The organism is Amycolatopsis tucumanensis (assembly GCF_021654135.1).
GTDB lineage: Bacteria > Actinomycetota > Actinomycetes > Mycobacteriales > Pseudonocardiaceae > Amycolatopsis_E > Amycolatopsis_E tucumanensis.
The window spans coordinates 1-18,361 of record NZ_JAKGSD010000038.1; the positions used below are offsets into that span (position 1 = coordinate 1).

General features: G+C 72.3%; 16 protein-coding genes and 1 pseudogene. 6 read left to right on the forward strand and 11 right to left on the reverse strand.

Going from position 1 to position 18,361, the window contains the following annotated elements:
* Both L2C96_RS29950 and L2C96_RS29955 read right to left on the reverse strand, forming a co-directional pair.
* A pseudogene (locus L2C96_RS29950) lies at positions 1 to 376 on the reverse strand (sugar ABC transporter substrate-binding protein); the annotation flags it as partial.
* A gap of 40 nt (positions 377 to 416) precedes the next feature.
* Complete coding sequence (locus L2C96_RS29955) at positions 417 to 1,355, reverse strand: ABC transporter permease (RefSeq protein WP_237338572.1); 939 nt, start codon at positions 1,353 to 1,355, stop codon at positions 417 to 419.
* Positions 1,356 to 1,896: 541 nt separating this feature from the next.
* On the opposite strand from L2C96_RS29955, the gene L2C96_RS29960 reads away from it, so the two are divergent.
* Both L2C96_RS29960 and L2C96_RS29965 read left to right on the forward strand, forming a co-directional pair.
* On the forward strand, positions 1,897 to 2,838 hold the full coding sequence (locus L2C96_RS29960) for an NAD(P)H-dependent flavin oxidoreductase (protein WP_237338573.1): 942 nt from the start codon (positions 1,897 to 1,899) through the stop codon (positions 2,836 to 2,838).
* Complete coding sequence (locus L2C96_RS29965; RefSeq protein ID WP_237338574.1) at positions 2,838 to 4,403, forward strand: AMP-binding protein; 1,566 nt, start codon at positions 2,838 to 2,840, stop codon at positions 4,401 to 4,403. Before L2C96_RS29960 ends, L2C96_RS29965 begins: the two co-directional genes overlap by 1 nt.
* A gap of 4 nt (positions 4,404 to 4,407) precedes the next feature.
* Here L2C96_RS29965 and L2C96_RS29970 read toward each other — a convergent pair whose 3' ends face one another.
* Genes L2C96_RS29970 through L2C96_RS29980 form a run of 3 tightly spaced genes read right to left on the reverse strand, consistent with a single transcriptional unit; the run spans position 4,408 to position 6,213 of the window.
* Positions 4,408 to 5,292: a hypothetical protein gene (locus L2C96_RS29970; protein ID WP_237338575.1), complete on the reverse strand. Its 885-nt coding sequence runs from the start codon at positions 5,290 to 5,292 to the stop codon at positions 4,408 to 4,410.
* Positions 5,285 to 5,770, reverse strand: a complete 486-nt coding sequence (locus tag L2C96_RS29975; RefSeq protein ID WP_237338576.1) for a hypothetical protein — start codon at positions 5,768 to 5,770, stop codon at positions 5,285 to 5,287. The genes L2C96_RS29970 and L2C96_RS29975 overlap by 8 nt, the downstream gene beginning before the upstream one ends.
* Positions 5,740 to 6,213 carry a hypothetical protein gene (locus L2C96_RS29980; protein ID WP_237338577.1) on the reverse strand — a complete coding sequence of 158 codons (474 nt, stop codon included), beginning with the start codon at positions 6,211 to 6,213 and terminating at the stop codon, positions 5,740 to 5,742. Before L2C96_RS29980 ends, L2C96_RS29975 begins: the two co-directional genes overlap by 31 nt.
* A 111-nt stretch (positions 6,214 to 6,324) precedes the next feature.
* On the opposite strand from L2C96_RS29980, the gene L2C96_RS29985 reads away from it, so the two are divergent.
* Both L2C96_RS29985 and L2C96_RS29990 read left to right on the forward strand, forming a co-directional pair.
* Positions 6,325 to 7,662 carry an MFS transporter gene (locus L2C96_RS29985; protein ID WP_237338578.1) on the forward strand — a complete coding sequence of 446 codons (1,338 nt, stop codon included), beginning with the start codon at positions 6,325 to 6,327 and terminating at the stop codon, positions 7,660 to 7,662.
* Complete coding sequence (locus tag L2C96_RS29990) at positions 7,659 to 8,405, forward strand: N-acyl homoserine lactonase family protein (protein WP_237338579.1); 747 nt, start codon at positions 7,659 to 7,661, stop codon at positions 8,403 to 8,405. The genes L2C96_RS29985 and L2C96_RS29990 overlap by 4 nt, the downstream gene beginning before the upstream one ends.
* 18 nt (positions 8,406 to 8,423) lie before the next feature.
* Here the strand turns inward: L2C96_RS29990 and L2C96_RS29995 are convergent, their stop codons facing one another.
* The 5 genes from L2C96_RS29995 to L2C96_RS30015 form a co-directional block, all read right to left on the reverse strand.
* Positions 8,424 to 9,587 (reverse strand): NAD(P)/FAD-dependent oxidoreductase, encoded by a 1,164-nt coding sequence (locus tag L2C96_RS29995; protein WP_237338580.1) that lies wholly within the window; start codon positions 9,585 to 9,587, stop codon positions 8,424 to 8,426.
* Positions 9,588 to 9,658: 71 nt separating this feature from the next.
* The gene (locus tag L2C96_RS30000; protein ID WP_237338581.1) at positions 9,659 to 10,858 is read right to left on the reverse strand and encodes a cytochrome P450; all 1,200 of its coding nucleotides are present in this window, start codon (positions 10,856 to 10,858) and stop codon (positions 9,659 to 9,661) included.
* Positions 10,855 to 12,018 carry a cytochrome P450 gene (locus L2C96_RS45225; protein ID WP_237338582.1) on the reverse strand — a complete coding sequence of 388 codons (1,164 nt, stop codon included), beginning with the start codon at positions 12,016 to 12,018 and terminating at the stop codon, positions 10,855 to 10,857. Before L2C96_RS45225 ends, L2C96_RS30000 begins: the two co-directional genes overlap by 4 nt.
* The gene (locus L2C96_RS30010) at positions 12,015 to 13,325 is read right to left on the reverse strand and encodes an MFS transporter (RefSeq protein ID WP_237338583.1); all 1,311 of its coding nucleotides are present in this window, start codon (positions 13,323 to 13,325) and stop codon (positions 12,015 to 12,017) included. The genes L2C96_RS45225 and L2C96_RS30010 overlap by 4 nt, the downstream gene beginning before the upstream one ends.
* An 82-nt stretch (positions 13,326 to 13,407) precedes the next feature.
* Positions 13,408 to 14,352, reverse strand: a complete 945-nt coding sequence (locus L2C96_RS30015) for a PaaX family transcriptional regulator (protein ID WP_237338584.1) — start codon at positions 14,350 to 14,352, stop codon at positions 13,408 to 13,410.
* Positions 14,353 to 14,450: 98 nt separating this feature from the next.
* Here L2C96_RS30015 and L2C96_RS30020 point away from each other — a divergent pair, with 98 nt between their 5' ends.
* Together L2C96_RS30020 and L2C96_RS30025 are read left to right on the forward strand one after the other, a co-directional pair.
* Positions 14,451 to 15,374, forward strand: a complete 924-nt coding sequence (locus L2C96_RS30020; RefSeq protein WP_237338585.1) for a poly(ethylene terephthalate) hydrolase family protein — start codon at positions 14,451 to 14,453, stop codon at positions 15,372 to 15,374.
* Positions 15,371 to 16,693: an alpha/beta hydrolase family protein gene (locus tag L2C96_RS30025; RefSeq protein ID WP_237338586.1), complete on the forward strand. Its 1,323-nt coding sequence runs from the start codon at positions 15,371 to 15,373 to the stop codon at positions 16,691 to 16,693. The genes L2C96_RS30020 and L2C96_RS30025 overlap by 4 nt, the downstream gene beginning before the upstream one ends.
* Here the strand turns inward: L2C96_RS30025 and L2C96_RS30030 are convergent.
* Entirely contained in the window at positions 16,665 to 18,110 is a 1,446-nt protein-coding gene (locus L2C96_RS30030) for an MDR family MFS transporter (protein ID WP_237338587.1), read from the reverse strand. The genes L2C96_RS30025 and L2C96_RS30030 overlap by 29 nt on opposite strands.
* Positions 18,111 to 18,361: the final 251 nt, after the last annotated feature.

Here is an 18,361-nt window from a genome sequence, read left to right on the forward strand (position 1 = left end):
CGAAGTTGTGCACCACCAGCACCGCGGGCTTCTCGTTGATCAACGACTGCACGGCTTCGGCCTGCTTCGCGGTGTCCCAGTTGGGATCGCGCAGGACGTAGTTCAGCCCGGCGGCCTTGAAGCCGCTCTCCATCTGCCGGTTCCACTCCTCCATCAGCGGAGTGCCCAGTCCCACCGGGACGAACGCGACGGTCTTGCCCTCGATGCTCTGCAGGGCGTGGTTGCGGAGCTCGCCGGCGGACGCCGTCGGCGGGATCTGGCCTGCCGCGGCCGACGTCGAGTTCGCCCTGGTGCCGGTGGAACAGCCGGTCGCGATCAGCATCGCGGCGGCGGTGAGTGCGAGTGCGCGGACCGCGCGAGTGCGAAGTGGACGCATGGGAGGACCTCCTTGTCCTTCGGTGGATGTCCGGGGGCGGTCAGTCGCCCTGGCGAACGGTCTCTTCGTCGCGCGGGTGCAGCCGGTTGTCCAGCACCAGCGCCGCCAGCAGGATGAGACCCTTGACGATGTCCTGCTCGTGGGTGTTCATGTTCATGATCGTCATGCCGTTGAGCATGATCCCGATCAACGCGGTGCCTGCCACCACGCTCGCGACGCTGCCGCGGCCGCCGACGAGGCTGATCCCGCCGACCACCACGACGAGCAGGACGTCGTAGATCAGCGAGCCGTCGATGACCTGGGTGTTGAGCCCGCCGACCGCGCCCGCCGTGACCAGGCCGCCGACGAACCCGATCGCGGCGCTGGCCGTGTATTCGAACACGGTCAGCGGCCGCACCGCGATGCCGGTGATCGCGGCCGCGCCGGCGTTGTCCCCGTGCGCGTAGATGAAGCGTCCCCCTCGGGTCCGGGAGAGCATCAGCTGGGCGAGCACGGCGACGACCGCGAACACGATGATGGGGACCGGGATCCCGAAGACCGTACCCTGACCCAGCGCCAGGACGAACTCGCGGTCACCCGGCAGCTCCGCGATCAGTCCGTCGAGGACGGTGGTGCGGGCGAGACCGTACACCAGCAGGCCGGAGGCCAGCGTCGCGAACAGGGCCGGGATCTCGACGAAGGCGATCAGGAACCCGTTGAGCAGCCCCATGATGACGACGATGCCGAGCCCGACGAGCAGGGCGACCGGTGTGCTGACCGGGGTGCGCATCAGCTGGATCGCGACCGCGGTGGCCACGCCCATCGACGCGATGAGGGAGAGGTCCATCCCCCTGGCGATCACCACGACCGCCATGGCCACCCCGAAGATCCCCAGCGAGGAGACGCTGCGCACCAGGTTGACCAGGTTGTCGACGTTGAGGAACCCGTCGAGGGTCAGGCTGAAGGCCACGAACAGGGCCACGACCACGAAGAGGACCACCCGTTCCTGGGAAATCCGGTTCCGGAATGACGGTCGCGACCTCGGTAGAACTGCGCTCATCGCTACTCCATTGTCCGATGCGCGAGGTGCTTAGCGAGCACTAGATAGGATTGACGGAAAAGATACACGGGTTCGTTTTTCAGACAAGTCCCCGTGGTCCACGGGAGCGGGTTACCACCCATTGGGGTGAGGCGCGCCGGGGCGGCCGGCGGCGTGATCGAGTAACGCTTCGGTCTCGCGGGCCGCCGTCGAGTGGCACCGTGAGCCGACGTCTCACGGGTCTGATCCGTTGCTGTGCTGGGAAGTTTCAGTCCTGAATGGTCAAAGGTTCAACCGTGTTGCCGCGGCCGGACGGGTTGTCCGCAGGGCGAACTTGACAAACGGAGCGGTGCGTGCCCTACTTATCGGGCGTTAGATAGCCAGTGGTGTTCACGGACGCGACAGGGAGCGGTGTGACGCATTCACCGTCGCGCTGATCTTCTTTTGTCGAATTCGTCGATTTCGTTTTTCCTGCCGGTCACCGTTGCTCGGAGAAAACCGCATGCTTCCCTCTTCCTGGGCCCCGCGGCTGCGCCTGCCGCTGATCGCGGCGCCCATGACGGCCGTCTCGGGTCCCGCTCTCGTCGTCGCCGCCTGCCGGCACGGCGTCATCGGCTCGTTCCCGACGCACAACGCGCGCAACCCCGCCGAGCTCGACCGGTGGCTGTCCCTGATCCGGGCGGCGCTGCCCGCCGCGGCCGCGCCGGTGGCGCCCAACCTGGTCGTGCACCGGTCGAACACCCGGCTGCGGGAGGATGTGGACTGCCTCGTGCGGCACGGCGTCGAGGTGGTGATCACCAGCGTCGGTTCCCCGGAGCCGGTGGTGGGGCCGCTGCACGACGCCGGAGCGCTCGTGTTCGCCGATGTCGCCACCCTGCGCCACGTGGACCGCGCGCTCGCCGCCGGAGCGGACGGTCTCGTGCTGCTGACGTCGGGGGCCGGCGGGCAGACGGGGTGGAACAACCCGTTCTCCTTCGTCCGCGCGGTGCGGGAGCGCTACGCCGGGCCCGTCGTCCTCGCCGGTGGTGTCGGTGACGGGGTCGCACTGCTCGCCGCCCGCCTGCTCGGCGCGGATCTGGCCTACATGGGCACCAGTTTCATCGCCACGGAGGAGAGCCTGGCCGGTGACGACTACCGGCAGGCGCTCGTGGACGCCTCGCTCGACGACATCGTCCAGTCGCGGGGCCCGAGCGGGCTGCCCGCCAACTTCCTCGCCGCTTCGCTGGCCGCCGCCGGCGACGGCAAGGATCGCACCGGGTTCGACTTCCGGACCCTGCTCGAGCAGCCGCGCGCCTGGCCGGCCGGCCAGAGCGCGCACGGTGTGCGCCGCGTGCAGAGCGTCGCCGACCTGGTCGAGTCGGTCCGGGCGGAATACACCTCGGCCCTCCGGGCCGTTCCCGTCGATCCCATGGCCGAGGCCTGTGCGGCCGGAAAGGAGTCCTGATGTCGTTGTGGGGAACGCTGCCGAGCGTCCTGGACCGCGCCTGCGCGTACTACCCGGACCGGGTGGCCATCGTGGACGGTGGCCGCCGGATCCGGTACCGGGAGCTGCGGGAGTGGTCCGACCGCGTCGGCAACGGCCTGCACGAGCTCGGGGTGCGCAAGGGGGACCGCGTCGGGCTGCTGATGCCGAACTGCCTGGAGTTCATCCCGACGCAGCACGGGATCTGGAAGGCCGGCGCGGCGACGGTGCAGATGCCGGCCAGGGCCTCGGCCGAGGACCTCGCCTACTTCCTGGAACAGTCGGAGGCGTCGGCACTGGTCTACCACGCCCAGTTCGAGCCCGTGGTCGGGAAGTTCCGCACCCGGCTGCCGGGGATCCGGCGCTACGTCCGGCTGGGCGGCGGGGAGGACCTGGCGGACACGTGGGACTACGGGATGGTGTTCAGCGCGGCGCCGACGGAGACACCGGTCCCCGAGCCGGCGCCGGACGACCTCGCCTACGTCGCGTTCACCTCGGGCACGACGGGCACCCCGAAGGGGGTCGTCTACACGCACGAGGCCTGGTCGCACTACATCGTGACCGCCGGTCTGGAGATCGCCGACACCCGGCCCGGCGAGGTGTTCGCCCACGGCGCGCCGCTCACGCACTTCACCGGGGCGTTCGTGCTGCCGACGTTCATGCGCGGCGGGACGAACGTCATGCTGCCCTCCCTCGACGTGGACCTGCTGCTGGAGACCGTGGCGAAGGAGCGTGTCACCGCGACCGCGGTGGTGCCGACCGCGCTGTACCTGATGCTCGACCACCCGCGCCTGGCCGACACGGACCTCTCGTCGCTGCGCACGGTCGTCTACGCCGGGTCCCCGATCGCGCCGGAACGCCTGCGCCAGGCGCTGGCCGCGCTCGGGCCGATCTTCGTGCAGACCTACGCCGGTCACGAGCCCGGGTTCATGACCACGCTGCGCAAGGAGGACCACCGGCTCGGCACGCCGGAGGAGGCCGCGCGGCTGGCGTCGGCCGGGCGCCCGATGTTCCACGTCGAGATGAGCATCCAGGACGAGTCCGACCGGATCCTGCCGGTCGGCGACGTGGGCGAGGTCTGCACCCGGCAGGAGGGGCAGATGGTCGGTTACCTCGACCCGGCGCTCGACAGCGAGGCGATCCGCGATGGCTGGGTGCACTCCGGGGACATCGGTTACCTCGACGACGACGGGTACCTCTACCTCGTCGACCGGAAGAAGGACATGATCGTGACGGGTGGGTTCAACGTCTTCCCGAGGCAGGTGGAGGACGTCCTGGCGCAGCACCCCGCGGTCGCGCAGTGCGCGGTGTTCGGCGTGCCCGACCCGAAGTGGGGTGAGGCGGTCAAGGCGGTCGTGGTGCCGAAACCCGGGTCCGATGTCGGTGCTGAGGAGCTGATCGCTCTGGTCAAGGAGCACAAGGGCAGCGTGTGGGCGCCCAAGTCGGTGGACTTCGTGTCCGCGTTGCCCCTGAACGCGTCGGGCAAGGTGGACAAGAAGTCGCTGCGCGCGCCGTACTGGGCCGGGCAGGGCAGGCGCATTGGGTGAGGCGTCAGCACGCGGCGGCGGGGGTGCCCGGCGGGCTGAACTCCAGCCACACCGTGTTCGTTCGGGGGAGCAGGTACGTGGCGTCCTCGGGGCGGCGCCAGCCGTCCGGGACCAGGACGTACTGGCCGCCCGACTGGAGCAGTAGCTTCAGCCCGGGGTAGCGGTACTGGAACGCGCCGTCCGGGGCGGGGCAGTGCACTTCGCCCGGGAGGTTGAGCCGCTGGGTGCTGAAGAGGACGACCGCGGGGCGGGCGGGCAGCGCCTGCTCCGTTTCGAACGCGCGGCGGACGCCGACCTGGCCCGCGTAGTCGGCGACCGCCCAGAACAGGCCGAACGTCACCAGCGCGTACGCCACCAGCCACTCCGCCACACCGAGCGCGCTGCCTGCGGGGGCGGTCCACCGGCGCCACGCGAAGATCAGCAGCACCACGGCGAGCGCGAAACCCAGGCCGGGCAGCGCGGTGAACCGCCGGTAGGGCACCGGGTCCAGCGCGATCGCGAACGTCACCGCGAGCAGCGCCGCCCCCAGCACCGCGGCCACCGGCGTCGCCCGGCGCAGGAGGGTCTGCCACGCCCGCCGCGACAGCCGGAACCGTAGGAAACGAATCACCCCGAGCACCAGGAACACGGCCGCGGCGATCTCGGCGATCGGCAGCAGCAGGCCGTCCACGCCGCGCGCCAGGATTTCCGGCGTGGTCTGGCCGAGGAGTGTGTAGTGCACGCGGAAGTAGCTGAAGAACACCTGTGTGGTCAGGAAACCGAAGTAGTACAGCAGGCCGGTCAGCAGCGTCGCGTTCGCGGCCAGGGTGCCGACGACCCGCAGCGCTCTGGCCGGTCCGGTCTGCGGCGGTGTCCGGGGGCGGGGTGGTGACAGCCGGGTCCTAGCCACCGGTGGTGTCCGAAGTGGACTGCTCCGAAGAGGACTCCTCGGTGGACTCCTCGGTGGTGGTTTCCTCCGTGGTCTCACAGGGTTTCGCCGTGATGGTGATCGTTCCGCCCGGGTACACCGGGTCCGGCGAGATGTCCGTCGCGCAGTCGCCGGAACCGACGATCCGCACCCGCACACCACACCGGTCCGGCCCGCAGAACTCCGCGAGCTCGCGGAGGATCGCGCCCTGCGCGCTGGTCGGCCCGGCCGCGCGCACCGTGCTGTCGTAGTTGATCGGGCTGCCCGGCACCCCGGGCGGATCGCTCTTCTTCGAGGTCCGCGTGCGCTCAGTGGTGTCCGTCGTGCCGGTGGTCGTCTCGCTCGCCGTGGTGCTCTCGGGCGGGCTGTCCGCGGTCTGCTCGCCGGGGATCGGCGACCCGCCCGCGCACCCCGCGAGAGCCGCGCCGATCAGCAACGCTGCTGCCTGATACCTCCGCATGGTTCACCGTCCCGGAGGGAGTTCTTGCTTACAGGACGCACCCGGGGCGCGACCTGATACAGCAGTTGACTAGTCCCTTCGGGTGAATCGGCGGGGTTGCGGTGAGGTGCGCGCCGCCCAGTTCGATTTCGCCGCCTTCGGCGTAGGTCGCGAACACCCGCCCGGCCGGCCGCCGGGGCTCCGGCGAGCCCGGCCAGCAGCGGGACGTAGATCCAGAACGACCGGACGTCGTCCGCGTTCTCGTCGTCCAGGGTGCGGACGCGAGCGGGGTCGTGAACAACCAGTTCCTGTTCGTAGACCTTGAAGCGCTGGGCGGTGCTGAGTTTGATCACCGCGGCGTCGCGGGATCGCCGGTCCGAACCGGCGACCGTGAAGACCGGCAACCCGGCGCACACCACCGCGACGGCCGCCGCTCGCCAAACCGGGCCACGCAGCCGCGCCACATGATCCCGAGTTGCCGGCGCACATCTGTGACCGGAGCCACTTTGACAACCCCGCCGCGGCTACCTGAGTATCTGCAATTAACCATCTGGTCCATTGAGAAGGAGCACGACGTGGTGGCTCAGCCGGGTGCCGACAGGGCGCGCTCGCGGAAGGCGGCACTCGCCGCCTGGGTCGGCAGCGCTCTCGAGTACTACGACTTCTTCATCTACGGCACGGCCGCCGCGCTCGTGTTCGGCAAGATCTTCTTCCCGGCCTCGGACCCGGCGACCGGCACGTTGCTGGCCCTGTCCACGTTCGGCGTCGGCTACGTGTCGCGGCCGCTCGGCGCCATCCTGCTCGGCCACCTCGGCGACCGGTTCGGGCGCAAGCGCGTGCTCGTCCTCACCCTGCTCCTGATGGGCGTCTCGACGGTGCTCGTCGGCTGTCTGCCCAGCTACCAGACCGCCGGGGTCGCCGCCCCGATCATGCTCGTCGCGCTCCGGCTGCTGCAGGGGCTGTCCGCGGGCGGCGAGCAGGCGAGCGCCAACTCGATGTCGCTGGAACACGCGCCGGAGAACCAGCGCGCCTACTACACCAGCTTCACCCTCAGCGGTACCCAGGCCGGGCAGATCGTCGCCACCGCCGTGTTCCTCCCGGTCGCCGCGCTGCCGCAGGACGCACTCCTGTCCTGGGGCTGGCGCGTGCCGTTCTGGGGCAGCGCCCTGATGGTCCTCGTCGGCTACCTGGTGCGCCGCACCGTCGAGGAGACCCCGGTGTTCGAGCAGGAGGTCCGCGCCGGCGAGGTCACCAAGCTGCCGCTGGTCGTGCTGCTCCGCGAGCACTGGGCCGACGTGCTCCGGGTGATCGTCGCCGCGCTGATCGCCTCCGTCAGCACCATCTTCACCGTCTACGCCCTGTCCTACGCGGTCAACACCGTCGGCCTGAGCAAGACACCGATGCTGTGGGTCGGGGTCCTCGCCAACATCGCCGCCGTGGTCTCGATCCCGCTGTGGGCGAAGCTCGCCGACCGCGTCGGGCGCAAACCGCTGTTCATCGCCGGGTCGCTGGGCTGCGCGGTGCTGATCTTCGCCTACCTCGACGCCATCGCGGCGGGCAGCTGGGTGCTGATCTTCGCCGTCGGCATCGTCCTGTTCGGCGTCGTCTACACCGCCACCAGCGCCGTCTGGCCCGCCTTCTACGGCGAGATGTTCCCGGCGCGGGTGCGGTTGTCCGGCACCGCGATCGGCACCCAGATCGGCTTCGCCATCAGCGGGTTCCTGCCGACGGTCGCCGCCGCGGTCGCCGGTGACGGGGCGGGCGCGTGGCTCGGCGTGTCGATCTTCACCGCGGGGCTGTGCCTGGTCAACGTGATCGCGGTGGCCACCGCGCGCGAGACCTACCGCGTGCCGACCGCGCGGCTCGGCCTCAAGGAAACCGCCGCGCCGGAGCCGGTGGGCGCCGCGCGGTGAGCCGGTACGAGGTCCACGCCCTCTGCTACGGCCGCCGCGAGGGCACCCGGGGACAGCACTTCCTCGGGTGCGCCGCGGGGGAGGCCGACCAGCCGCACCCGACCGCGTACTACGTGTGGCTGGCGCGGTCGGCCCAGCACACCGTCCTGATCGACGCCGGCATCCACCCGACGCGAGTGCCGCCCGGCCTCGACTACCGGCGTCCGGCCGAGCTGCTGGACTCGATCGGCGTCGCGGCCGGGGACGTGGACCTCGTGGTGCTCACGCACCTGCACTACGACCACGCCGGGACGGTCGCGGACTTCCCCGGCGCCCGCTACGTGGTGCAGCGCGCGGAACTGGCCTACTGGACGGGACCGTGGGCGAAGCGCATCCGGCGCGAGCACTGGTTGCTCGACGAGGACGCGCTCGGCCACGTCCGCGGCGACCGGCTGTCCGAAGTGGACGGCGACGTGGAGGTCCTGCCCGGGCTGAGCGTCCACTTCGTGGGCGGGCACACGGCCGGGATGCAGATCGTCCGCGTCGCGACCGCGGCCGGGCCGGTCGTGGTGGCCTCGGACGCCAGCCACTTCTACGAAAACCTCGACGACGACCGCCCGGCGCCGCTGCTGCACTCGATGCCCGGCGTCTACGGCGCGTTCGACCGGATCCGCGAGCTGGGCGGCATCGTGCTGCCCGGCCACGACCCGGAGGTGCTGGAGCGGTACCCGGCCGCGGGACGGGACGTCGTCCGCGTCGCCTGAGCCGGGCACCGCTCGGCGTCAGGCGGCGGTCGGCGTCTGGTCCCGCACCAGTTCGCGGCGCTTCTCGTCCTTGGCCCACCACTGCCGCTTGCCCGGGTGGCGCGCCTCGTAGCCCAGCTGCCACACGATGCTCCGGCAGATGACCTCCTTCACCAGCGCGCCGAGCCTGCCGCCGATGAAGTTCGCCTTCGCGGTGTCGTCCTTCGTCGAGAACTGGAAGATGCCGTGCCGGCGGCCGAGGCTGATGCACATCCCGGCGAACCCGACGTCGATCGGCGCGGGCTCCTCGCCCGCGATCCGGGCCAGGACCGTCCGCGCGGCCTGCGGGCCGACCTGGACGGCGGCCTGGCAGCTCATCCGCACCGGCAGTCCCGACGGCGCCGCCGAATCCCCGGCCGCGACGATGCGCTCGTCGTCCACGCTGGTCAGGGTCTCGTCGGTGAGCAGGCGGCCCAGCGCGTCGGTGGTCAGGCCGCTGCGGGCGGCGAGGTCGGGCACGCCGAACCCGGCGGTCCAGATGGTCACCCCGGACAGCAGCGCGCGGCCGTCGCTGAGTTCGACGGCGTCCCGCGTCACGGCGGTCACCGTGGGCCCGTCGAGCACGGTCACGCCCAGCTTTTCCAGGCGCCGGGCGACCGAGCGCCGCCCCTTCGGGTGCAGGTACGGGCCGAGTTCACCGCCGCAGACCAGCGTCACGGCGCGACCCCGCCCGGCCAGCTCGGCGGCGGTTTCGATGCCGGTCGGCCCGCCTCCCACGATCGTCACGGTCGACGCCGCGTCGAGGAGTGGCCGCACGCGCTCGGCTTCCTCCAGGGAGGCGATGGGGTGGGCGAATTCGGCCGCGCCGGGCACGCCCGGGTCCGCGCTGCCGCTGCCCACCGCGTAGACCAGGTAGTCGTAGCCGAGGGTGTCGCCGCCGGCCAGCGTCACGCGCCGCGCGGCGGCGTCGATGCGGGTGGCGGTGTCCACCACCAGCCGCACGCCCGCGGCCAGCACTTTCCGGTAGTCCACGACCGCCGGGCCGGTGCCGCCGGCCAGCTGGTGCAGGCGGATCCGGTCGACGAACTCCGGGCGCGGGTTGACCAGGGTGACGGTCACGTCGCCGCGCTGCGTCAGCCGGTTCGCCGCCATGACTCCGGCGTAACCGCCGCCGATCACGATCACTTCGGTGTTGCCGCTCATGGTGTCTCCTTCGCAGAGGGTCGACCATCTGACAAAGCGGCTCCCCGGGGCGTGACAACGCGTGACCCGGATCACTCCCGCGCGGTGAACGCCAGCGGCACCGACCGGGTGCCCCACTCCGCCCAGCGGGCCATCAGGATCTCGCCGGTGACCGAGAAGTCCGTGGTGGCGGCGAGGAGTTCCTCGAGCGTGAGCACCAGCATCATGCGGGCCAGTGGCGCGCCGGGGCAGGCGTGGATCCCGGCGCCGAACGGGATCGCCTCACGCAGGTTCGGGCGGTCCAGCACGAAGTTCTCGCCGTCGGGGAACACCGTCTCGTCCCGGTTCGCGGAGGTGTAGACGAGCGCGATCGGCTCGTCCTTGCGGATGAGCCGCCCGCCGATGACCACGTCCCGCTTCGGCGTGCGCGACATGCCGCGGTAGGGGGTGTAGAGCCGCAGGTACTCCTCGACGGCGGCCGGGATCCGCGATGGCGCCGCCCGCAGCATCGCCTGCAGGTCCTTGTCCGACGCCAGGTGCGCCAGCATCGTGCCGATGAAGACGCTCGGCGCCACCATGCCGGTGACCAGCAGCTGCCGCACGCAGCCGAGCACCATCTCGTCCGGGAACGGCTCCCCGCCCGGCCGGGCCGCGAGCAGGGCGGTCGTCAGGTCATCGTCGAGCGGAGCCGACCGGCGCTGCTCGATCACGTCCGCCGCGATGCCGTAGAGCACCCGGCTGCCGCGCTTGACCTCCTCGTCGTCCACCACCTGGATCGCCCGCACGTACTCGGCGCTGATCTGCTCGATCCGCTCGGCCAGCTCGACAGGCAGGTGGAAGAACTCGGCGAACACATGCGCGGGGAACACGCGCGCGTACTCGGCCGCCACATCGGCTTCGCCCCGCGCGACCAGCCCGGTCAGCAGCTTCCGGGCGTGCGCGCGCACGGCGGGTTCCAGCTCGGCCATCTTGCCGCGGGTGAAGAACCGGTTGATGACGCGGCGGTAGTCGGTGTGCTCGGGCGGGTCGAGGTGCAGTGGCGGGCGCCGCCCGGTGAAGGCGAACTTCGGCACCACGTTCTGCACGCTGGTGGTGAACGTGTCGCTGTCGGCCAGCACGGCCCGCACGTCCTCGTGCCGGAACAGCGCCCAGAACCCGCCGTAGGTGGAGCTGCGGGCGACCGGGCAGCGCGAGCGCATCTCCCGGTACTGCTCGTGTGCGCTGGTGAAGGTCTCGGGCGCGAGCGGGTCGAAGTGGTGCTCGTCCGGGCGCGCGGGAACCGGTTCGCTCATCGGGCGACCGCCCGCAGCGGCAGCGACCGCGGGCCGAACTCGGGCCAGCGTGTCATCCCGATCGGACCGTCCACTGCGAACAGTCGGGTCCTGGCGAGCAGTTCCCGCAGAGTCACGGTGATCTCCATCCTGCCGAGGCCCGCGCCGGCGCACCGGTGCGGGCCGGAGCCGAAGACGATGTGGTCGCCGGAGGGCCGTCCGGCGTGGAACCGGTCGGGCTCCGGGAACACGGCCGGGTCCCGGTTCGCCGCGGTGAACACGAGCGCGATCGGTTCCCCGGCCCGGATCCGCTGCCCGCCCAGCTCGACGTCCCGCACCGCGGTGCGGGCGAAACCGCGGTACGGCGAGTAGAGCCGCAGCAGCTCGGGGATCGCGGCCGGGATCTCGTCCGGGTTGCGGCGCAGGTGCTCCTGCAGCGCGGTGTCGCGGGCCAGGTGCGCGATGCAGCTCGCGATCGTGACGCTGGCGCCGATCATCGACGCGGGCAACAGCTGCCGGATGGTGCCGACGACCAGCTCGTCCGGCAGCGGTTCGCCTCCGTCGCGGGCCGCGAGCAGGGCCGACGGCGGGTCTTCGGCCGGGTCCAGCGGATCCGCCCGCCGCCGCGCGACGAGCGTCCGCGCGATCTCGTACAGCTCGCCGCTGGTGCGGCGCAGACCGTCGTCGTCGCCCTCCTGGAAGGCACGGTTGTAGGCGTCGGCGGTGTCCCGGACCGCGCCGATCTCGGCGTCCGGGATGTTCATCCAGCGGGCCACCGTGAAGCTGGGCACCCGGTAGGTCAGCTCGCAGGCGTCGAACCGGCCGCGCGCGACGAGGTCCGCGACGAGGTCGCCGACCAGCGCCCGCACCGGGGGCTCCAGCGCCGCCGTGCGCTCGCTGCGGAACAGCGGCGCCAGCGCGCGCCGGTAGACGGTGTGCTCGGGCGGGTCGAGGTGCAGCGGCGGGCGGCGGCCCGCGGCGCGCACCTTCGGCACCACGTTCTGCACGGAGTTGATGAACAGCGCGGGATCGCTGAGCACCTGGCGGACCTCGCGGTGCGCGAGCACGGCCCAGAACCCGCCGAACTCGGGGCTGTGCACGACCGGCGAGGCCGCGCGCAGCCGGTGGTAGTGGTCGTGGATGGCGAACAGGTCGTGCTCGGCGAGCGGATCGAGCCTCACGCGTCCACCTTCCGCGCGGCTACGGCGGGCACGGCGGTGGTGGTCGGCAGCAGGCGGCGGCCGATCGTGCAGGCGGTGATCGCCGCCGCGGCGAGCAGCGTGACGTACGCGGCGACCATCCACCCGCTTCCGGCCGCCTGCACCAGCAGGCCGGCGACCAGGGGAGTGGTGCCGCCGAGGATGGCGTCGCTGGTCTTGAAGCTGAACCCGGCGCCGGTGACCCGGTCGGCGGGGCGGAACAGCAGCACGTAGATCGGCACCGAGGAGATCACCATGCCGTTGACGGCGATCTGACCCAGCGACAGGGCGAGCACGATGAGCGCCGGGTTGCCGCTGTCCAGCGCGGCGAACAGCACCCAGGCCAGCACGCCCAGCGCCGCCGCGCTGACCCGGTAGAGGCGGCCCAGCCCGATCCGGTCGACGCGGGGGAGCAGCAGGATCGCCGCGACCACGGCGAGGATCTGCGCGCTCGTGGAGAACGTCAGCATCGTCGAGCGGCTGATCCCGGCGTGCGCCACCGCGTAGGACAGCGTGTAGGTGTTGAGCAGGTAGATGCCGGACACCGCGGCCCCGGCGATGAAGAACACCAGCGCCATCTGCCGCCCGTTGCGCCGCACCACGCCGGACAGGCTGGGCCGGGCCGCGGGGGCGACCTCCCGGCGGAACACCGGCGACTCGTCCACGCCGAGCCGGATCCACAGCCCCGCCCCCACGATCAGCGCGCTGACCAGGAACGGGACCCGCCAGCCCCACGACGCGAAGGCCGCGTCGGACAGGGCGGCGGACAGCGGCAGCACGGTCAGCGCGGCCAGGATCGACCCGATCGGGCCGCCGACACCGACCGCGCCACCCCAGAAGCCGCGCTTGTGCTCGGGCGCGTGCTCCACCGCCAGGGTCGCCGCACCGCCCCATTCGCCGCCGACGGCCAGTCCCTGCGCCAGGCGGAGCACGGTGAGCAGCACGGGGGCGGTGACGCCGATCGCCGCGTAGGTCGGCAGCAGTCCGATGCAGACGGTCGCGACGCCCATCAGCAGCAGCGCGGACACGACCACCGTGCGGCGGCCGAAGCGGTCGCCGATGCGGCCGAAGATCAAGCCGCCCAGCGGTTTCGCGATGAACCCGGCGGCGAACGTGCCGTAGGCGGCCAGCGTGCCGGCGGCCGGGCTCAGCGACGGGAAGAACACTTTGTTGAGCACCAGCGCGGACATGGTGCCGTAGATGCCGAAGTCGTAGTTGGCCAGGCAGGCGCCCATCGGGCCGGCGAGCAGCGCCCGCTTGCCCGCCGGGCGGGGGACGTCAGGGGACACGATGCCTCCACGCTGAGGACGGGGAAGAAGCTCCGTGTCGAAACGCTACACAGCGACGTCCGATAGGGCAATAACGTGTTGTCTATGGTTCGCCGAGGGGTCCTGCCCACGTCAGGTCGTCGTCCGCGGGAAAGGCTTCGGGCGCCGCGCCCCGGGTGATGTCGCCGCCGGTGCGGTGGGCGGCCAGTTCGGCCAGCTCGGGCGCGTGCGGGGCGACGATCTGGCGGAACCGCTGCTCGGCGACCGGGCCCAGGGTGTCGTAAATGTCCAGGAAGCACCGGCGTGCCGTGGCGCGCGGCCAGTCCGCGGGCAGCAGTTCGCCGGGCAGGTCCGGGTCGGCGTCCGGGAAGGTGCGCCACTCGGTCATCACCCTGGTGCGGACGACGAGCGCCTCCGCCGGACCGACCTCACCGGCGGCGACCCGCTTCCGCAGCCCGGACCAGCGGTCGAGGAAGTCCGCGTAGGACTGGCGCAGCTCGTCGAGGTCCCAGGCGCGCAACGGGTTCCCGGCCGCCGGGACGTCCGCGCTGACCTCCGCGCGGGCCACCGTCGCGGTGCCGACGCCGAGTGCGGCGAGGACCTGCAGGGCGTCCGCGGCGCGGTCCCACGGCGAGACCCACACGCCGTCGTAGAGCGGCCCGAAACCCAGCCACCGCAGCCGGCCGCGCAGGGTGCGGCGGTCCTCCCGCTGCGGCTCCGGCACCGAGAACATCGCGAACGTCCAGCGGCCGTCCCACTCGCGGTCCTCCGCGCCGAACTCCAGCAGGCGGCGCAGGTGGTTGATGATCAAGCGGTGGGTGCGGTCCGGGACACCGTACGCGGTCCGGCGGCCGGCCTTCGACGTGGTGACCAGGCGACGGGCCGCCGCGCGCTGGATCGCCGCGCGGGCCGCCGGCTCGGTCAGGCCGAACTCGCGCAGCAGGTCCACGAGCGCGGCCGAGGGCAGGTGCTCGCGCCGCCAGAACCAGTAGTCGCCGAGCAGGGTGCCCAGCAGGCGCTGTGAGTGCTGCGGGGCGGGTCCGGTCATGGCCGGAGTCTAGAGGCCTTCCACTGAGTGACAGTGCCGTTGACGGTCGTTGTGCTAAATGACCACAGTGAGGTCCCCCAACGAAGGGAAGGCGTCCTGTGAAGCAGTTCGTGTGGAAGGTCCTGACGGCCGCCGCGGCGGCCGTGGCCCTCACCGGTGTGACGGTGGGCCTGGCATCGGGAACGACTCCGGAGACGGCGAACCGGCCGGCGATGGAGCAGTTCCACCCCGTCGTCCGCGAGGCGGCCGCGAACACGCGGGGCCTGGCCGTCGAGTACACGGTGTACCGGCCGGCGGACCTGGACGAGATCCACGGCAGGCTGCCCGTTGTCGTCATCGGCAACGGCGCGTGCCGCCACCTCGGCAACAACGAGCTGCTCGCCACGGAGATGCTGGTGGCCGCACACGGTTTCGTCGTGGTCGCGGTCGGCGCGGTCGACCAGCCTGCGAACGACGAGAACGGCACCCCGCGCCCGGAGGTCATCACCGACGGCATCACCTGGGCCGAGCGGGAGAACGACCGCAAGGGCAGCGACCTGCGCAACCGGCTCGACCTGAACCGCGTGGCGGTGGCCGGGCACTCCTGCGGCGGGCTCGAAGCACTGGTCGCGGGCGCGGATCCGCGGGTGAAGTCGGTGGCCTCGCTCGACAGCGGCTTCTTCGCCGACGGGCGGTACGGGTACGGCCGGGAGGAGCTGGCGAAACTGCACACCCCGGCGTTGTTCCTCGACGGCGGACCGTCCGACGTGGCCCACGAGAACAGCCTCGCCAACTACGACCTGGCGACCGTGCCCGCCGTGCGGGCGACCAACCCGGGCGCCGGGCACAGCGGGTTCTGGTACGGCCTGCGCGACGGGCAGGTCGACGCCGCCATGCGTGAGGAGGCCGTTTCGGTGCTGGTGAACTGGCTGGACTTCACCCTCAACGGCAACCCGGTGGCCCGCGACTACTTCCTCGGCTCGTGCACGCTGTGCGCGACGCCGGGGTGGGAGGTCGCCGCGAAGAACTTCCCGGTCCGATGAGGCGGCTCGCGCGTGCCCTGGTGGCCGCACTCCTGCTCACCGCCGGGACCGCGGTGCCCGCGTCGGCGGCGGACCAGTGCCTCGCCGGCGCGTCCTGTCTCGACGGCCGCCTCGCCGACGGCACGCCGTACCTGTTCGTCAAGCCGGACCACTGGCAGGGCACGGTGATCGTCGGGCTCGACTTCGCCTCCGGCGGGCTCGCCGATCCGCTGACCGCCCGGCTCGTGGACCGGGGGATCGCCGTCGGCGGGACCACCCGCACGGTCACCGGGTGGAACATCGCGCGGGCGATCGACAACCAGGCCGAGGCGCTGTCCCGCTTCGAGGCGGCCTCCGGCCCCGCGAAGTGGGCCATCGCGGCCGGCGAGTCCATGGGCGGGTTCGTCTCGGCCGGGGCGGCGCAGGTGCACCCGGAGGTCTTCGACGCCGCGGTGCCGTTCTGCGGTGGCCTCGGCGGCGCGGTCGGGCAGTGGAACCAGAAGCTGGACACCGTGTTCACGCTGAAGACACTGCTGTTCCCGGACCGCGACCTGCCGGTGACCGGCATCCCCGCGGACGTGCCGGGCACGCAGCAGGCGTGGATCTCGGCGCTCGCCGGGGCGCAGGCGACGCCGGAGGGCCGGGCGCGGATCGCCCTCGCCGGGGCGATCGGGCAGCTCCCGGAGTGGGGTCTCGCGGCCGACGGCTCCGAGACGCCGCTGCCCCGCACCGTGACCGAGCGCCAGGAGGGCACGTACCTCGCGCTGGCCGGCGGCCCGTTGCCCTACATCGGACAGGCGATGAGCAGCCGCAGGCAGATCGAGCAGCTGGCCGGTGGCAACCCGTCGTGGAACACCGGGGTGGACTACGCCCGGCAGCTCGGCGACGACCCCGCGGTGCGGGAGCTGTACCGGCGGGCCGGGCTGGACCTCGGCGCGGACCTCGCGCGGCTGGCGGCGGCGCCGCGCATCGCCGCCGACCCGTCCGCGGTGGCCTACCTCAGCCGCGGCATCGTGTTCGACGGCGAGCTGGACATCCCGGTGCTGACCGTCAACGCGACCGGCGACCAGATCTCGACGGTGGCGCAGCAGCAGTCCTACGGCGCGGTGGTGCGGTCGGCGGGCAACGGCCCACTGCTGCGGCAGACGTACGTGCAGACCGCGGGGCACTGCACGTTCACCGCGGACGAGCAGGTGAGGGCCATCGAGGTGATGCTGGACCGGTTGCGGACCGGGCACTGGCCGTCCACCTCGCCGCGGGTGATGGGCGGCCGGTACGTGCCGTTCACGCCGCCGGTGTTCAACCGGCCGTTCACCGCAACGGTGTCTCCCGGACGGTGACGACCGCGGCGAAGGCCAGCAGCGCCAACGGGATCGCGGCGAGGAACGCGAGCCGCAGCCCGCTGGTGTAGGTCAGGTGCACCGTCTCTGCCAAGGCGGCCGGGAGCCGGGCGATCTGTTCGGGAGTGCCGAGCAGATCGCCCGGCAGCCCGTCGCGGAGGTGGGACGCGATGACCGAGCCGAAGGCCGCCACGCCGACCGCGCCGCCGAGGGAGCGGGCGAACGTGGCGGCCGAACCGGCCACCCCCAGGTCACCGGGACCGACCGCGTTCTGCGCCGCCAGCACCAGGACCTGTTGTGCCATCCCGGTTCCCGCGCCGAGGACCGCCATCGCGGCGGCGAGCCACCACGGGGAGGTGGCGGGCGTCAGCGGGGCGAGCATCACCAGGCCGACCACCAGCAACGCACACCCCGCCGCCGGGAACACCTTCCAGCGGCCGGACGCGACGATCCGCCGCCCGGTCAGCACGGAGGCCGCGATCATGGTGCCGATCTGGGGCAGCATCAACAGGCCGGCGCGCACCGCGTCGTGCCCGCGCACCACCTGCAGGTACTGCGGCAGGTAGATGATGCCGCCGAACATCACCGCGCCCAACAGGAAACTCGCGCCGACCGCCGCGGCGAACGACGGCACGCGGAACAGCCGGGGCGGCAGGATCGGATCCGCTGCCCGCAGCTCCCTGGCGAGGGCCGCGATACCCAGGCCCACGACCACGAGGCCCAGCACGAGGTTCTGCCAGGACAGCCACGGCCACGCCGTGCCCGCTGCGGACAGCAGCAGCACCAGGCCGCCCAGTGCGCCCGTGAGCAGTGCGGCGCCCGCGTAATCCACGGGGGCGCGGGATGTCGGTAGCTGCCGGTGGGGCGCCAGCCGCACGAGAACCGCCGCCACCGCGGCGATCGGCACCACGCCGAGGAAGCACCACCGCCAGCCCCACGCGCCGACCACCAATCCACCGGCCAGCGGCCCGGCGACCGACGCGACGCCGAACGACATGCCGAACCAGCCGGTGTACCGGCCGCGCTCGCGTGCCGGGACCAGCCCGGCCACCAGGGCGTTCGACAGCGCCAGGATCCCGCCCGCGCCGGCGCCCTGCACCGCGCGGCCGGTGATCAGCCAGCCCATCGCCGTCGCGGTGCCCGCGATGAGCGAGCCGGCCACGAACACCGCGATCGCCGCCAGCAGCAGCGGCCGCGGGCCCCGCCGGTCGGCGCCCTTGCCCCACAACGGGGTCGCGGCAGTCATGGTCAGCAGCGCGGCGCTCGCCACCCACGCCACTTTGTCCTGCCCGCCCAGCTCCCCGGCGATCGTCGGCAGCGCGATGCCGGCGATGGTGTTGGTCAGCGACGCGGCGAACAAGGCGACCAGCGCGCCACCGAGCACGGCGGGCATCGACGGGGGTTCAGGGTTCACCATTCACGCACCAGTGAGCTGATCGCTTCCGGCGACGGCTGCCGCGGGTCCCCGTGGGCATCGGGGTGGTTCAGCCCGTCGCGCACGCCGCGCGACTGGGGCGCCGCCCGCTGCGCGTCGCCGAGCGCCGTGGGTGTCGAGGGTGGTTCGGCGCACGTCACGGTCCCGCCCCTCTCGCGCACGCCGCACGGCTGAGGCGTCGCCCGCTGCGCGTCGCCGAGTGCCGTGGGCATTGAAGGTTGTGCTGATCGCCT

Bases quoted from the DNA above. Each gene is read 5' to 3' on its own strand.
- L2C96_RS29960 (WP_237338573.1), top strand. From the start codon at position 1,897: ATGCTTCCCTCTTCCTGGGCCCCGCGGCTGCGCCTGCCGCTGATCGCG.
- L2C96_RS29965 (WP_237338574.1), top strand. From the start codon at position 2,838: ATGTCGTTGTGGGGAACGCTGCCGAGCGTCCTGGACCGCGCCTGCGCG.
- L2C96_RS29975 (WP_237338576.1), bottom strand. From the start codon at position 5,770: ATGCGGAGGTATCAGGCAGCAGCGTTGCTGATCGGCGCGGCTCTCGCG.
- L2C96_RS29995 (WP_237338580.1), bottom strand. From the start codon at position 9,587: ATGAGCGGCAACACCGAAGTGATCGTGATCGGCGGCGGTTACGCCGGA.
- L2C96_RS30000 (WP_237338581.1), bottom strand. From the start codon at position 10,858: ATGAGCGAACCGGTTCCCGCGCGCCCGGACGAGCACCACTTCGACCCG.
- L2C96_RS30015 (WP_237338584.1), bottom strand. From the start codon at position 14,352: ATGACCGGACCCGCCCCGCAGCACTCACAGCGCCTGCTGGGCACCCTG.
- L2C96_RS30025 (WP_237338586.1), top strand. From the start codon at position 15,371: ATGAGGCGGCTCGCGCGTGCCCTGGTGGCCGCACTCCTGCTCACCGCC.
- L2C96_RS30030 (WP_237338587.1), bottom strand. From the start codon at position 18,110: ATGGTGAACCCTGAACCCCCGTCGATGCCCGCCGTGCTCGGTGGCGCG.